14 protein-coding genes are annotated in these 13,926 nt (G+C 61.8%); 4 read left to right on the forward strand and 10 right to left on the reverse strand.

The genetic code is table 11. The features are described 5' to 3' along the window. Window positions 1–86: 86 nt before the first annotated feature. Entirely contained in the window at window positions 87–1,106 is a 1,020-nt protein-coding gene (locus tag QRN36_RS07450; RefSeq protein WP_285423468.1) for a branched-chain amino acid aminotransferase, read from the forward strand. Window positions 1,107–1,302: 196 nt separating this feature from the next. Next, window positions 1,303–2,547: a serine hydrolase gene (locus QRN36_RS07455; protein WP_285423469.1), complete on the forward strand. Its 1,245-nt coding sequence runs from the start codon at window positions 1,303–1,305 to the stop codon at window positions 2,545–2,547. 37 nt (window positions 2,548–2,584) lie between these two features. Here QRN36_RS07455 and QRN36_RS07460 read toward each other — a convergent pair whose 3' ends face one another. Beyond that, on the reverse strand, window positions 2,585–3,490 hold the full coding sequence (locus QRN36_RS07460; protein ID WP_285423470.1) for a LysR substrate-binding domain-containing protein: 906 nt from the start codon (window positions 3,488–3,490) through the stop codon (window positions 2,585–2,587). A 122-nt stretch (window positions 3,491–3,612) separates the two neighbouring features. Between QRN36_RS07460 and QRN36_RS07465 the strand changes: the two genes are divergently transcribed. Then, entirely contained in the window at window positions 3,613–4,371 is a 759-nt protein-coding gene (locus tag QRN36_RS07465) for an SDR family NAD(P)-dependent oxidoreductase (RefSeq protein ID WP_285423471.1), read from the forward strand. A 36-nt stretch (window positions 4,372–4,407) separates the two neighbouring features. Here the strand turns inward: QRN36_RS07465 and QRN36_RS07470 are convergent, their stop codons facing one another. From QRN36_RS07470 to QRN36_RS07485, 4 genes are all read right to left on the reverse strand, one after another. Further along, window positions 4,408–5,337 (reverse strand): AEC family transporter, encoded by a 930-nt coding sequence (locus QRN36_RS07470; RefSeq protein WP_285423472.1) that lies wholly within the window; start codon window positions 5,335–5,337, stop codon window positions 4,408–4,410. Between the two features lie 185 nt (window positions 5,338–5,522). Further along, complete coding sequence (locus QRN36_RS07475; RefSeq protein WP_285423473.1) at window positions 5,523–5,843, reverse strand: RcnB family protein; 321 nt, start codon at window positions 5,841–5,843, stop codon at window positions 5,523–5,525. 72 nt (window positions 5,844–5,915) lie between these two features. Next, window positions 5,916–6,224 carry an RcnB family protein gene (locus QRN36_RS07480; protein WP_285423474.1) on the reverse strand — a complete coding sequence of 103 codons (309 nt, stop codon included), beginning with the start codon at window positions 6,222–6,224 and terminating at the stop codon, window positions 5,916–5,918. Between the two features lie 163 nt (window positions 6,225–6,387). After that, a complete protein-coding gene (locus QRN36_RS07485) occupies window positions 6,388–7,245 on the reverse strand; it encodes an SDR family oxidoreductase (protein ID WP_285423528.1) in 858 nt (285 codons plus the stop codon). Between the two features lie 86 nt (window positions 7,246–7,331). Between QRN36_RS07485 and QRN36_RS07490 the strand changes: the two genes are divergently transcribed. Next, window positions 7,332–7,754 carry a helix-turn-helix domain-containing protein gene (locus tag QRN36_RS07490; RefSeq protein ID WP_285423475.1) on the forward strand — a complete coding sequence of 141 codons (423 nt, stop codon included), beginning with the start codon at window positions 7,332–7,334 and terminating at the stop codon, window positions 7,752–7,754. Here the strand turns inward: QRN36_RS07490 and QRN36_RS07495 are convergent. The 5 genes from QRN36_RS07495 to QRN36_RS07515 all read right to left on the reverse strand — a co-directional run bounded on the left by QRN36_RS07495 (window position 7,749) and on the right by QRN36_RS07515 (window position 13,627). Next, window positions 7,749–8,357 carry an FMN-dependent NADH-azoreductase gene (locus QRN36_RS07495; protein ID WP_285423476.1) on the reverse strand — a complete coding sequence of 203 codons (609 nt, stop codon included), beginning with the start codon at window positions 8,355–8,357 and terminating at the stop codon, window positions 7,749–7,751. The genes QRN36_RS07490 and QRN36_RS07495 overlap by 6 nt on opposite strands. Window positions 8,358–8,515: 158 nt before the next feature. Next, complete coding sequence (locus QRN36_RS07500) at window positions 8,516–9,616, reverse strand: SMP-30/gluconolactonase/LRE family protein (protein ID WP_285423477.1); 1,101 nt, start codon at window positions 9,614–9,616, stop codon at window positions 8,516–8,518. Window positions 9,617–9,887: 271 nt separating this feature from the next. Beyond that, on the reverse strand, window positions 9,888–11,114 hold the full coding sequence (locus QRN36_RS07505; protein ID WP_285423478.1) for a cytochrome c: 1,227 nt from the start codon (window positions 11,112–11,114) through the stop codon (window positions 9,888–9,890). Next, complete coding sequence (locus QRN36_RS07510; RefSeq protein WP_285423479.1) at window positions 11,111–12,874, reverse strand: GMC family oxidoreductase; 1,764 nt, start codon at window positions 12,872–12,874, stop codon at window positions 11,111–11,113. The genes QRN36_RS07505 and QRN36_RS07510 overlap by 4 nt, the downstream gene beginning before the upstream one ends. A 6-nt stretch (window positions 12,875–12,880) precedes the next feature. After that, window positions 12,881–13,627: a gluconate 2-dehydrogenase subunit 3 family protein gene (locus QRN36_RS07515; protein WP_285423480.1), complete on the reverse strand. Its 747-nt coding sequence runs from the start codon at window positions 13,625–13,627 to the stop codon at window positions 12,881–12,883. Between the last annotated feature and the right edge of the window lie 299 nt (window positions 13,628–13,926).

The following is a 13,926-nucleotide window of genomic DNA, read 5'->3' on the forward strand; positions in this document are numbered from 1 at the left end:
GTCCTGTACCGGGCCTTCACGACCATATTGAAGAAACGCCAGACGCCGGGAATGCCGGCCGCGCTGGCCAGGAAATAGAGGGTGTCATGGGTAACGAAAGCATTAATTGGGACAAGCTGGGTTTCGACTACATCAAGACCGACAAGCGCTATCTGGCTCACTGGCGTGACGGCGAGTGGGAAAAGGGCACCCTGACCGAAGACAACGTGCTGCATATCAGCGAAGGCTCCACCGCGCTGCATTATGGTCAGCAGTGCTTTGAAGGCCTGAAGGCTTATCGCGCCAAAGACGGCTCGATCAACCTGTTCCGTCCGGACCAGAACGCTGCTCGCATGCAGCGCAGCTGCAGCCGCCTGCTGATGCCCCATGTGCCGACTGATGTGTTCATCGAGGCGTGCAAGGAAGTGGTTCGCGCCAACGAACGCTTCATCCCGCCTTACGGCACAGGCGGTGCGCTGTACCTGCGTCCGTTCGTGATCGGCGTGGGCGACAACATCGGCGTGCGCGCCGCGCCCGAGTTCATTTTCTCGGTGTTCTGCATCCCGGTCGGCCCCTACTTCAAAGGCGGCATGAAACCGCATAACTTCGTGATCTCCAGCTATGACCGCGCCGCGCCACAAGGCACCGGTGCCGCCAAGGTCGGTGGCAACTACGCGGCCAGCATGATGCCGGGCAGCGAAGCGAAGAAGCATGGTTTCGCCGACGCCATCTACCTGGACCCGCTGACCCACTCGAAGATCGAGGAAGTGGGCTCGGCCAACTTCTTCGGTATCACCCACGACGATCAGTTCATCACGCCGAAATCGCCATCGGTCCTGCCGGGCATCACCCGTCTGTCGCTGATCGAGCTGGCGTCGAGCCGGCTGGGTCTGAAGGTCACCGAGGGTGAAGTGTTCATCGACAAGCTCGATCAGTTCAAGGAAGCCGGTGCCTGCGGTACTGCTGCCGTGATCACGCCCATCGGCGGCATCAGCTACAAAGACAAGCTGCACGTCTTTCACAGCGAAACCGAAGTCGGCCCGGTGACCCAGCGTCTGTACAAAGAGCTGACCGGCATCCAGTTCGGCGAGATCGAAGGCCCGGCAGGCTGGATCGTCAAGGTCTGATCCCGACGCTTTCGCCACAAAAAACACCGCCTTCACGGCGGTGTTTTTTTTCGCCCGGCGTTTACGTACGAAATTTCCGACCTCAGGTTTGGCAATCCCTTGACTGAATGCGCAGTGCGGCGTCCGCGGGTGAACTATGGTTCATGCGGGCCATGTCCCGACGTCTGATAACGGCGATAAAGAATAAGGAAGCGTTATGTACCCACGAGCTGTTTCACGTTCCGTTCAGCGCGCTCGGCCGCTGGCATTTTCCATGGGGCTGCTGGCCCTTGGGCTGACACTGAACGCCGGGGCCGAGGATTACCCTCACGCCCACGAGACCATCGGCACGGTCGAACAGATTTACGACGGCGCAATGTTGCCGGACCTTGCCGTCAGCACGTACCGCAACATCGACCGGCTGTTTCCCACCCATACGATCAAGGCCGGCGGCCACCCTTACGCGTTGCCCAGGTCGGACAAGCAACTGGCCAATGTGCGCTTCACCTACGAGGGCAAAAAGTACGACCTGTACGACTACGTGGCACTGGACAGCGTCACGGCGATGCTGGTGATCAAGGATGGCAAGATCGTCTTCGAGACCTACCAGCGCGGCAACAGCGAGAAAACCCGCTGGATGTCGATGTCGATGGCCAAGTCCATCACCTCGACGCTGGCCGCTGCCGCGATCAAGGACGGGCTGATCAAAGGCCTCGATTCGCAGGTCGTCGATTACGTGCCTGAGCTCAAAGGCAGCGCCTACGACGGCGTGACGGTGCGCGATGTGCTGATGATGTCCTCGGGCGTGAAGTGGAACGAGACGTACACCGACCCTGCATCGGATCGTCGGGCTTTGCTCAGGGCGCAGATTTCGCAGAAACCGCGTTCGGCGGTGACGCTCATGGCCGGGCTGCCACGCGCCGCCGAACCTGGCACTGTGAACAACTACAGCACCGGCGAGACGCAGATTCTGGGGGAAATCGTGCGCGGCGCGGTGAAAATGCCGCTGGCCGACTACCTGTCGAAGAAGATCTGGCAGCCGTTCGGCATGGAAAGCGATGCCCGATGGTGGCTCGATTCGCCCGATGGCGTGGAGATTGGCGGCAGCGGCATCAGCGCTACCTTGCGCGATTACGGGCGCTTCGGGCTGTTCTTCATGAACGGCGGGAAGATCGACGGCAAATCCATTCTGCCCGACGGCTGGGTCAGCGAAGCCACCTTGCCGACCACCCTCAAGGGCGGCAAGAAGCTCGATTACGGCTACATGTGGTGGACCGCCTGGACCGAAGCCTCGGTTAAAGATGGCGCCTACGCCGCCGTTGGCATCCAGGGACAGAACATTTACGTCAATCCAGCCAATAACGTGGTCATCGTCACGTTCGGCGCGCAGCCCAAACCGGTGGACAAAGAGCCTGTCGATCCCATGACTTTCTTCGACGCCGTGGTCGCCGCCCTGAAATAGCGGCTCAACCGCGCCGTGACGGCGACGGGCTGTCAGGTCAACGCTGTACGCCGTACTCGCCAAGCAACTGCGCCATCCAGTCCATGAACACCCGGCAGCGTTGCGGCAGGTGACGGCGATGGGCGTACAGCAGTGACACCGGCATCGGCGCGGGCAGGTAATCGGGCAGTACCTCGACCAGGTCGCCGCGCGCCAGCTGGTAGCGCTCGGCCAGGCGGGGGATCTGCACAATGCCCAGACCGCCCAGGCACGCCGCCTCGTAGGCTTCGATGTAGTTGACGGTGACGCTGCACGGCATGGCGACGTGGCAGTCTTTGCCGTCGCGGTGGTACTCGAACATCGAATCGCTGCCGCCGAACGCCGACACGTAATTGACCAGCCGATGCTGCTGCAGATCCTCCAGCGTGTGGGGAACGCCAAAGCGTTCGGCGTAGCTTCTGCTGACGCAATTGACCATCTGCAGGTGGCCGACCGAGCGCGCCACCAGTGACGTATCGGGCAGTTCACCGACCCGCATGATGCAATCGAACCCCTCGCGGACCAGGTCGACGCGGCGGTCCGTGCTGCTGATTTCCAGCTCGATCAAGGGGTGTCGGGCAATGAACTCACCCAGTCGGGGCATCACCAGCCTGCGTGCGACGGCAGTCGGCATGTCGACCCGCAAGCGACCGCTGAGCACCGCGTTGTCCTGGCGAAACAGGTTCTCCAGCTCGTCCATCTGCGCCAACAGGTCTTTGCTGCGCTCATACAACACCTGGCCGTCCGGGGTGGTCTGCACTTTGCGCGTGGTGCGCAGCAGCAGGCGCGTGTCGAGCAGCTCCTCCAGCCCGCGGATGTGTTCGGAAACCGTCGAGCGCGGCAGATTCAGGGCGTCGCTGGCCTGCGTGAAGCTCGACATCTCGGCGACCCTGATAAAGGTTTTCAGCAGCTCCAGCTTGTTCATGAATTCCTGCCTATTGTTCGGTCTGTTCGACTATTCATGTCGGAGAAGGGCTGTTTATCAAATGACTGCCGAACAATACGCTGGTCCTCAACGACTGACCATCACTCCATGAGGAAGCATTCATGAGCAACAAGATCGCGATCATCACCGGCGCAAGCCGTGGCCTGGGTAAGAACACTGCGCTGCATCTGGCCCGGCAGGGCGTTGACATCATCGGCACCTATCACAGCCGCGAAGACGAAGCGCAAAGCGTCATCGCCGAAATCGAAGCCTTGGGCGGCAAAGCGAAAATGCTCAGGCTGGATGTTGGCAACAGCGGTCAGTTCGACGTGTTCGTCACGCAGATCGCCGCGCTGCTCAAGGCTTACTTTCATGCTGAGCGCATCGACTTTCTGGTGAACAACGCCGGCATCGGCCTTTACGCCTCCTGTGCAGAAACCACCGAGGCGCAATTCGATCAGTTGGTGAACGTGCATTTCAAAGGGCCATTTTTCCTGACCCAAAAACTGCTGCCGCTGCTGGCCGACGGCGGGCGTATCGTCAACTTGTCGTCGGGACTCGCGCGTTTCTCGCCGGTCGGCTATGCCGCGTATGCGTCGATGAAGGGCGCAATCGAAGTGTGGACGCGTTATCTGGCGAAAGAACTCGGGCCGCGCGGCATTACCGTGAACGCCATCGCACCTGGCGCCATCGAGACCGATTTCGGCGGCGGCACGGTGCGTGACAACGCCGATGTGAATGCCTGGGTATCGGCGAATACCGCCATGGGCCGCGCCGGCCTGCCGGACGACATCGGCGCTGCCATCGCGATGCTGCTGGGCGACGGCGGACGCTGGATCACGGCTCAACGCATCGAAGTGTCCGGCGGCATGTTCGTCTGAACGACGTCGGGCGTTGACGAAGGTCCGGGCTCGTCGCTAACCGTTGATGTAATAGATGCACAGCGAGAGGGTCAGCAGTGACCCCAGCGTCGAAATCAGGATGGTGCTGGAGACCACCGACGCCTCTCGCTTGTAGTACTCGGCCAGCATGAACGGCCCGGTGCCGGTGGGCAGCGCGCTGAGCAACAGGGCGGAGTTGGCCCACAGCGGCGGCAGATGGAACACCTTGAACGCCAGGAACCAGGTCAACAGCGGGTGAGCGATCAGCTTGATCAACACCAGAAGGCTCGTGCCATGGCGCGGGCCTTGTTGTTTCTGGGCGAGAAACAGTCCCAGGGAAATCAACGCGCAGGGCGTGGTCGCCGCGCCCAGCAAGCTGAGAAATTTGTCCAGCGCGCCCGGCAGCGGTACGCCCGTGGCGGCCCAGCAGGCACCCAGAATCGGCGACACCACCAGCGGGTTCTTCGCCAGCGCGAGCAGCACCTTCAACACGATCCGGTGCACTTTCGCTTCGCCTTGCAGGCCGACTTCGATGCACACCAGCGCGATGCCAAACAGCACGCAGACCACGATCAGCGACGCGATGAGCGCAGGTTCCAGACCGTTCTGTCCCAACACCATGACGCACAGCGGAATGCCGATGTAGCCGGTGTTGGCGTAAGACGCACTCAGCGCATCGATGCTGGCGTCGGCCAAATGCCCGGCCTTTCTGCGCCGCAGCAACAAGGTGACGACGAACATCGCCATCGTAGACAGGGTGAACGCCAGCACGAAACCGGGATGCCAGATCTGCTCCCAGGTGGCATTGGCGGTGGCGGTAAACAGCAATGCCGGCAGGCACAACCAGACCACCATGCGATTGATTTCGGAAGCCGCGCCGGGGCCGAGGCGGTTGGTCCGTCGGCACAGGTAACCCACCAGGATCAGGGCAAAAATCGGCAACAGCACATTCAAAACAGAAGACATCAGACCCGGCCTTGGCTATTCGAAGAGACGCAGCGAAACAAACGGCAAAGATTAAAGTCGGAAATCGTTAGCGTCCAACCTTTCTCGCCATTGACGCCGGGATTTCATCTGGCCGGATGCCCGTTGCAGAGCGGGCGCAAGAGGGAAGCCGGGTGCCCGAGAGGATTCGGGCACCGCGAGGAGATTCATTTTTTCAGCGGTTTGGTCTTGACCGGTGCGATGTCGAGAATCTTGCCGTCGCTGACGTTTACCAGCACATATTTGTCGTTGATCATCACCCACTGGCTGTCTTCAGCCGGTGCCGTGAGGTGTTTGTCCTGCCAGTCCTTGATGCCGACGCGTTCTTCTTTATAGAGGTCGGGCGCGGTGTCGCCGACTTTGTAACGCTGGTTGGTGTGTTCAGCCTGCACGCTGGCGTTCGAGGCTGTCTGCGCCTGAGCCATGAGGCTGGTGCCGCTCAAACAGGTCGCGATGGCCGCGCAGGCCATCAGGGTTTTCAGATTCATGGGCAATTCCTTCTGTTATTCCTCTGGTCAACCCGAAAATCGGGCCGCTGCGCTGTGGTTTTCAGCGTCGTGTTATTTTTTGACAGGAACAATGTCGGTGATCTGGCCGTTGGTGGTCTGCACCTGAACGTACTTGTCGTTGATGCGCACCCACTGGCTCTGCTCGGCGGGTGCCTTGAGGCCTTTCTGCTTCCAGTCTTTGATGGCCTCGCCTGGGCGCTGGAATTTTTCCGGCGCGCGATCACCTTTTTCCAGGTCCCGCATGTTGTCTTTGGAGGGTTGAACGGTCTGCGCTGGTGCGTCTTCGGCTTGCACGGCGAAGCTGGCGACAGAGACACATCCCAGAATCGTCAAACCGGCGATGAGCGATTTGCTGTTCATTCGAAACTCCTTTCCAGTGCGTAATGCGCTGTCACTAGTTCCGACCGTGGTGGCTGCAAATCATTCAGTGGGAGAGGGTGGATGTGCGGACCTGCGCTAAGGTCAGTGCGTCGGCGCACGCCGCAGACCATGAAAACGGCCTGCGGGCGTGGCAGACGTCGGATCAGCCAGCCAGTGCCTGCTCGATGCTTGCGCTCAGCGGCGTTGTCGGCCGACCGATCAGACGGCTCAATTGGCGGGCGTCGTCGAACAGGGCGCCCTTGGCCGCCGCGGCATCGGAGTCGGACAGCAACTCGGCGACAAACTCAGGCAGTCCGGCCTGCAGCAGCGCAGCGCGGTAGTCGGGCTGTGACAGGTCGGTATAAACCACGGGCTTGCCGGCCTGACGCGACACCTGGTCGGCGAACTCGCTGAGTGTGTAGGCGCTGTCTCCCGCCAGTTCGTAGACACTGCCGGCCTGATCATCCTGCGCGGTCAGCACGGCAACGGCTGCCGCTGCGTAATCGGCGCGGGCTGCCGAACTGATGCGGCCTTCGCCCGCGCTGCCGAAATGCGCGCCATGGGCCAGATCACCCGCGATGCCCGCCGTGTAGTTTTCGTGATACCAGCCATTACGCAACAGCACTGCCGGAACCCCCGACTGTGCCAGCGCGGCTTCGGTCTGGCGATGCTCTTCGGCCAGCCCGAGCGCCGAGGTCGGCGCGTGCAGAACGCTGGTATACGCCAGCAGCTTGACGGCGGCACGTCTGGCCGCGTCGATCACGGCCTGGTGTTGAGCCACCCGCTGACCGACTTCGCTGGACGAGATCAGCAGGATCTTTTCCGCGCCGGCAAACGCGCTGTCCAGCGTGGCAGGCTGCGAATAGTCGGCATGACGAACCTGTACGCCCTTGGCCGCCAGATCCGCGACTTTTTCCGGGCTGCGCACAGCCGCAACGATCTGACTGGCGGGCACGGTTTGCAGCAGTTGAGCAATGACCAGACGACCCAATTGGCCGGAAGCACCGGTGATGACGATCATGATGATGTACCTGAGCAGCAGTGAATGTGCGCTCAGCATAGTCATCATGCTAACCTTTAGTAAGTACGTACAAAAAGGTAAGTGCAATGAACGACATTTCAAGCCCGTCGACAGAAAGCGCCTCGCTGCTGGAGCGTATCCGTACCGGTGAGGTGCTGGCACGAGACTGCCCGTCGCGGGAAATTCTCAATCACGTGTGCAGTCGCTGGGGTGTGCTGGTGCTGGTGGTGCTGCTGGACGGCATGCACCGGTTCAGTGAACTGCGGCGCAAGATCGGCGGTGTCAGCGAGAAGATGCTCTCCCAGACCTTGCAGAGTCTCGAGCAGGACGGGTTCATCGATCGCAAGGCGCTGCCGGTGGTGCCGCCACATGTGGAATACAGCCTGACCCCGCTGGGCGAGGAGGTCGCGTTGCAGATGGACAGCCTGACGACGTGGATCGAGCGCAATCTGCCGCGCATCCTGCAGGCGCGGCAGGCCCGCTCTGTCAGCGCGAGCGACGGGTCATAAGCTCGCGGCGAGTTCCACGGCTGCCTTGCTGGCGGCGCTGTGAGATTCGGCGTCAACCTCCGGCCCCAGCAGGGTTTTCTCGATGACGATGTTGTATTGCTCGTCGATGCCGACCATTTCCGCCCACGTCGTGAGGTAGGCGATCTGATGCTCGGCACGATCCAAAGGCGCGCCCCGGGCCGCGATGACGACCACTTTGCGCCCGTCGAGCAAGCCGTTCAGGCCGCGCTCATCAAAAGTGAACAGCAGGTCTTTCTGACTGACAACGTCGATCAGGTGCTTGAGCTTGTAGGGAATGCCGAAATTCCACATGGGCACGGCAAACAGGATGATGTCGGCGCTGACGAAGCGCTGGGCCAGTTCCGTGATCTGCGCCCAGGCCTGCGCTTGCTCCGGCGTGCGCTCGATGCCCTGAATGCCGGCGTACTTGGCGTCCAGCGCCGCGCCGTCGAACTCGGGCAGGGGCGTGTTCCAGACGTCCAGGGTGTCGACCGTGGCAATCGCGTGCTGGGCCTGCCAGGCATCGATGAACGTCCTGGCCACCTCGATCGAGGCGGACCGTTGCTTGCGGGGGGAGCTTTCGATGTAAAGCAGGTGCGGCATGACGGTGTCCTCTGCTGGAAGAAAGCGGTGCTTCATTGATAGCAGAAGACTGCGCCGCCGGTTCAAGAGTTGCAGCGTCGCTTGCCCACCTCCTGCCTGACGGCCTTGCGCCGGGCCGGCCGTGACCATCCTGGCCGACCCGACGCAGCATGCTCGCGTCAGCCGAACGTGGCGCCGCGTGTGTTCACGAACAGCGAATAGATGGAATGACTGCTCGCCATGAACAAACGGTTGCCCTCGCGGCCGCCGAAGCACAGGTTCGGGCAGCGTTCGGGCAGCGAAATATGACCGATTGCCTTGCCCTGCGGATTGAAGACGCGCACGCCGTCGAGCTTTTCCAGGTCGGCCTTGGGATCGCCGTTGCCACCCCAGCCGCACCACAGGTTGCCCGCTTCGTCGCACTTCATGCCGTCGATGGCGGCGTAATCGAGCCCTTCGACATGTTTGCGCCGGGCGCCGAGGCTGCCATCCTCGTTGACCGCGATGGCCCAGATCAGCCGGTTGGGCTTGGCCCGGCCTTCGACCACGTAAAGGGTTTTTTCGTCCGGCGAGAAACACAGGCCGTTAGGGCCGTTGAGGTCGTCGATCACTCGCGTGACCTTTGCGCTCTGGCCGTCAATCCGGTAAACCGCATGGGGCTGCGCGGGAGTGATCTTGTGACCTTCGTAGTCGTTGCCGGTCTGGAAGGGCGGGTCGCTGAACCAGATCGAGCCATCGCGCTTGCAGACGATGTCGTTGGGCGAATTGAAAGGCTTGCCTTCGAAGCTGTCCGCCAGCACGGTCACGCTGCCGTTGTGTTCGATGCGGGTGATGCGGCGGCCTTCGGTACTGGTGGTCGAGCCTTCGCAGACGAGGAGCCGGCCCTGGCGGTCGCGACACAGGCCGTTGGAGAAATTCGAGTTCTCGCGGTAGACCGAGAAGGTGTCGGTGATTTCGTCCCAGCGCATGATCCGGTTGTTGGGAATGTCGCTGACCAGCAGATAGCGCCCGTCGCCCACCCAGACCGGGCCTTCGGCCCAGCGCATGCCCGTGGCGAGCTTCTCCACGCTGGCGTTGAAGATGCGCAGGTCGAGGAAGCTGTCGTCGAGAATGTGGATCAGCGGATCGGGATAGCGTTGGCTGAGCGGCTCGGCGGCGCTGGCCAGACGAGGAAGGGCGGCGCTGCCGAGGGTGGCGAGCGTGGCCGATACGGCCAGTGAATGTTTCAGAAAGGTTCTGCGACTGTTGCCTTGAGGCTCATCGGAATGGGTCGATTCCATGTAGCGGTCTCCGTTGAATTATTTTTTTACGGGCCGCTAGTAATACATTGTGATAAGACATCGTACAAGTGCGAATCGGTCAGCGAAGACCAGGTTGCAGGCGCAGCATTCCGCCGGATGACTGCCGCCGAGGGCAGGAGCGCGACACTCGCATCGCCTGCCAAGTCATGAAAAAAACCCGACCTCATCTCTGAGGCCGGGCATTTTCAATGCGCCAACAGCGCGTGGAGCGCTGCGGCGGCGGTGGCTTCGAACGGTAACTTCGCACCGGTTACTTCGGCGTCAACGCCTCTCGCACATCTTTCACCTGCGCAGCGGACACCGCAGGCGCCGCGTTGCCCCAGGTGTTGCGCACGTAGGTCAGCACATCCGCGACGTTGTCGTCCGACAGGTTCCAGCCGAATGCCGGCATGGCTGGCGCGGTCGGCGCTGCATCGGTGGCGCCCGCACGGCTGCCCGCCAGCACCACACGAATCAGCGACGACGGATCGTTGCTGTTGATCAGCGGCGCCTTGGCCAGTTTCGGGAACAGGTGGGCGGCGCCTTCACCGGTCGGCGTGTGGCACGCCGAACAGCGGTCAGCGTAGATCGCCTTGCCCGCCACCATCGCCGCATCACTGGCCGCAACCGCTGTCGCCGGCTCGACCGGCCTGGCGCCGTCCTTCAGGTAGACCGCGACGGCCATCAGGTCTTCATCGTTCCAGTGCTGCGACGAGTGCTCGACTTCCTCGGCCATGGGGCCGGAGGCGATGTCGAAGCGGTTCGCGCCGGTCTTCAGGTACTGGACGATGTCCGCTTCGTTCCACGCGCCCAGACCGTCTTGGCCGGTGGAGGTGATGTTCGGCGCCACCCAGTTCTGCAAGTTGGCGCCGGTCAGGAACTGGTCGTTCTTGTCGCCGCCGATCAGGTTCTTCGGCGTGTGGCAGGTGCCGCAGTGCCCGAGCCCTTCAACCAGATAAGCGCCGCGGTTCCATTGCTCGGACTTCTGTGGGTCGGCCTTGAATTCGCTTTCCTTGAAATTGAGCAGGTTCCAGCCGATCAGGCTGGTGCGCACGTTGAACGGGAAGGGCAGCTGGTTGGTTTCCACCTTATTGTCCGACGCGTCGACGGTTCTCAGGTAAGCCCAGATTGCCAGGTTGTCTTCGCGGCGCACCTTGGTGTACGCCGTGAAGGGCATGGCGCCGTACAGACGCTTGCCGTCCAGGCCGTGCCCCTTGGACATGGCGTTCTGGAAGTCTTCGAAGGTCCAGCGGCCAATGCCGTTGACCGGGTCCGGTGTGATGTTGGCGCCCGCCAGTTTGCCGAAAGGCGTATCGAGGATGACGCCACCGGAAAACAACGGCTTGCCAGGCAAGGTATGGCACGCCGTGCAGTCGCCCAATGTGGTCAGGTAGCGGCCTTTTTCCACCAGGTTATAGGAATCAGCGCCAGTGGCGGCGTGAACCATGCCAACGGACAGTCCGATGACGCCCGCACATACAGTCAGAAGCGTCTTCATACGCTGATCATCTCCCCTGGACGCTTGAGGTAGCGGGTGCGAATGGCGTCCGCCGCTTTGAAAGCCAGTGCCGCCACGGTGCCGGTCGGGTTGTAACCGGGGTTCTGCGGAAATGCCGAGGAGCCGACCACGAACAGGTTGGGCACGCCCCACACTTGCAGGTATTTGTTCACCGAGCTGTTCTTCGGGTCAGCGCCCATGATGAAGCCGCCGACGATGTGCGACGACTGATACGGCGAGCTGTTCCAGTGGCCGGTCTGGGCGCTGGGGACCATCTGCCGTGGATTCATGCTCTTGGCGATCTCGCCGACCTTGCCGGTGACATAGGCCGCCATCTTGCGGTCGTTCTCCGGGAAGTCGAAGGTGATCCGCAGCAATGGGCGTCCCAGCGGGTCCTTGTAAGTCGGGTCAAGCGACAGGTAATTGGTGCGGGTCGCGTAACTGCTCGCTTCGCAGCCGATGGACATGGTGCTGGCGTAGTTCTTGACCGTGGCCTTTTTCCATTCCGAGCCCCACGCCGGGGTGCCGGGCGGCAGCGGGCGAGAGTCGATAGGCGCTGCACCGATCGGCGTGACGCGCGTACTGCCGCCGCCGACGAAGCCCAGCCCCGAGTGGTCGAAGTTATCGTTGTTGAACTCGTCGATGCCCATGCCGATGGCGCCGCCGCCGATGAAGGGGTTGAAGTTCTTGTCATCGAAGAACATGCGCACGCTGTTGGCGGTCTGGTAGGCGTAATTGCGGCCGGTGGTGCCGGTGTTGGTGACCGGGTCATAGGGCTGGCCGATGCCGGACAGCAGCATCAGGCGCACGTTTTCAAAGATGAAGGCACTGATGACGACCAGCTCGGCCGGCTGTTCCCATTCTTCGCCGTTGGCATCCATGTAGACGATGCCGGTGGCGCGCTTGCCGCTGCTGTCCATGGTCACGCGCAGGACTTCGCAGTTGGTCATGGCGGTGAAGTTCGGCTTGCGGATCAGGACCGGCAGCACCGTGGTGATGGCACTGGCCTTGGAGTAGTTCGCGCAACCGTAGTTGGTGCAGAAACCGCAGTAGGTGCACGGCCCCATTGCCACGCCTAGCGAGTTCACATACGGCTGCGACACCAGGGCCGAGGGCACCGGGAAGGGCTTGTAGCCCAGGTTCTTCGCCGCTTCGGCAAACAGCGTCGGTGCGTAAGTCTGCTGCGTCGGCGGGTTGGGATATTCCTCGGAACGGGCGCCCTCGAAGGTGTTACCGCCTTCCTGAATCACGCCCTTGATGTTGCCGGCCTTGCCCGAAACGCCCGCCAGGCGGTCGAATTTGGTGTAGAACGGCTCCATCTCTTCCCAGTCGGTGCCCCAGTCCTGCAGGGTCAGTTCAGGGGACAGCTCTTTGCCGTAGCGCTCTTTGAGGTGGCTGGCGAGGCGAAATTCATGGGGCTGAAAGCGGAAGGTGATTCCCGCCCAGTGGTTGCCCGCGCCGCCTGTGCCGTTGCCGGGGTGAAACGAACCCCACGACCGCATCGGCAGCGCGGTTTCGTTGACGCTGTTGCGAATCGTCGTGGTGTTTTGCCGGGTCCGCAGCATCAGGTCCTGACGGCGGTTGTAGCGCAGTTCGTCGGCCGCCGAGGCGACGTTGAAGTCGGCTGCGGTGTCGCGCCACGGGCCCCGCTCGAAACCGATGATCTTGAGATTCTCGTCCGCCAGTTCGTTGGCAATGATGGATCCGGCCCAGCCGAGCCCGACAACCACGACATCCGTGGAAGGTAGTTTTTTGGCCATGTCGAATTAACCCTTCTTGGTCCAGGCGGAGCTGCCGATGATGGAGAGCGGCACCAGATTCAGCTTCTGGTTATGCAGACCGATGTACTCGCGATAGTCATAGCGGGCACCGGGGAAGCCGATCATTTTCCATGACACCATGTCGCGGTTGCCGCCATAGACCGGGTCGGCGAAGAAACCTTCCATGGTGTTGCCGAGCACTTGCTGAAAGAACAGTTTTGCGTCGATGCCGTCCAGCGCGATGTCGCCTTTTTCCAGACCGGTCAGCACCTTGTCCTGATCGGGCGCGGCGAGGGCGGTAAAGCCTTTCTGAAATTGTTTCTGGCAGTAAGCGTCGAGTCCGGCCAGGCCCAGCCGGTAGCGCTGACGCGGCACCAGTTCGGATTGGTCGCCCTGCATGGGCGTGCCCTTTTCGAACGGGCCCTGCATGTACAGGCGGCTGAACGTGCCGTACTCGCCGGCCAGCTGGCGATCGATGAACACGGCGCAGCCTGCGTCCTTGCCACTGACACTCAGGTCGTCGGCGGGAATCAGCCGGGCCACGATCGCCTCGACCGCGGCGGCTTCGGCGTCAGTGAAGAACTGCCAGCCGGGGGTGTCGTAGTGCATCGGGCCATTGTGATCGAACGGCACCCACTGGGGAACACCGACGACGGTGGCAGCCTTGGCGGTTGCGGCGGCACCGACTGCAAGCGAGGCAGCGGAGGTCTTGAGCAACTGGCGGCGGGTGAAGCCTTTGGATTTTTCTGTCATTCAGGGCTCCTGCGAACGCGACTTCACGGGCCATTGCAGGAATGGTCCGTGTCGAAGTGGCGTTCAGCGTTCTTTATTCACGGTTGGACGGGCATACGATGTGCCCGGCGTCTTGCTTAAGCGGGGGTGTGACATTGGGTCTCTGGTCTGCCGGTGAGCGAGAGGCGCACACTGAGCGGGGCATTGCCCTTGCCGCTGTCATCTTTTCCACGCTGGCGGCAATCATAGATGTGTTACCAGACGTTGCATCGTCCTCATTTCGTAAATGACAGTTACCGATTTCGCAACAGTGCCGGGTT

The organism is Pseudomonas sp. efr-133-TYG-103a, assembly GCF_030209235.1.
In the GTDB taxonomy this organism is placed as follows: Bacteria; Pseudomonadota; Gammaproteobacteria; order Pseudomonadales; family Pseudomonadaceae; genus Aquipseudomonas.

Coding starts and splice junctions, on each gene's coding strand:
- QRN36_RS07500 (WP_285423477.1), bottom strand. CDS start 9,616: ATGGAATCGACCCATTCCGATGAGCCTCAAGGCAACAGTCGCAGAACC.
- QRN36_RS07465 (WP_285423471.1), top strand. CDS start 3,613: ATGAGCAACAAGATCGCGATCATCACCGGCGCAAGCCGTGGCCTGGGT.
- QRN36_RS07480 (WP_285423474.1), bottom strand. CDS start 6,224: ATGAACAGCAAATCGCTCATCGCCGGTTTGACGATTCTGGGATGTGTC.
- QRN36_RS07515 (WP_285423480.1), bottom strand. CDS start 13,627: ATGACAGAAAAATCCAAAGGCTTCACCCGCCGCCAGTTGCTCAAGACC.
- QRN36_RS07485 (WP_285423528.1), bottom strand. CDS start 7,245: ATGATCGTCATCACCGGTGCTTCCGGCCAATTGGGTCGTCTGGTCATT.
- QRN36_RS07460 (WP_285423470.1), bottom strand. CDS start 3,490: ATGAACAAGCTGGAGCTGCTGAAAACCTTTATCAGGGTCGCCGAGATG.
- QRN36_RS07470 (WP_285423472.1), bottom strand. CDS start 5,337: ATGTCTTCTGTTTTGAATGTGCTGTTGCCGATTTTTGCCCTGATCCTG.
- QRN36_RS07495 (WP_285423476.1), bottom strand. CDS start 8,357: ATGCCGCACCTGCTTTACATCGAAAGCTCCCCCCGCAAGCAACGGTCC.
- QRN36_RS07455 (WP_285423469.1), top strand. CDS start 1,303: ATGTACCCACGAGCTGTTTCACGTTCCGTTCAGCGCGCTCGGCCGCTG.
- QRN36_RS07490 (WP_285423475.1), top strand. CDS start 7,332: ATGAACGACATTTCAAGCCCGTCGACAGAAAGCGCCTCGCTGCTGGAG.
- QRN36_RS07505 (WP_285423478.1), bottom strand. CDS start 11,114: ATGAAGACGCTTCTGACTGTATGTGCGGGCGTCATCGGACTGTCCGTT.
- QRN36_RS07450 (WP_285423468.1), top strand. CDS start 87: ATGGGTAACGAAAGCATTAATTGGGACAAGCTGGGTTTCGACTACATC.
- QRN36_RS07475 (WP_285423473.1), bottom strand. CDS start 5,843: ATGAATCTGAAAACCCTGATGGCCTGCGCGGCCATCGCGACCTGTTTG.
- QRN36_RS07510 (WP_285423479.1), bottom strand. CDS start 12,874: ATGGCCAAAAAACTACCTTCCACGGATGTCGTGGTTGTCGGGCTCGGC.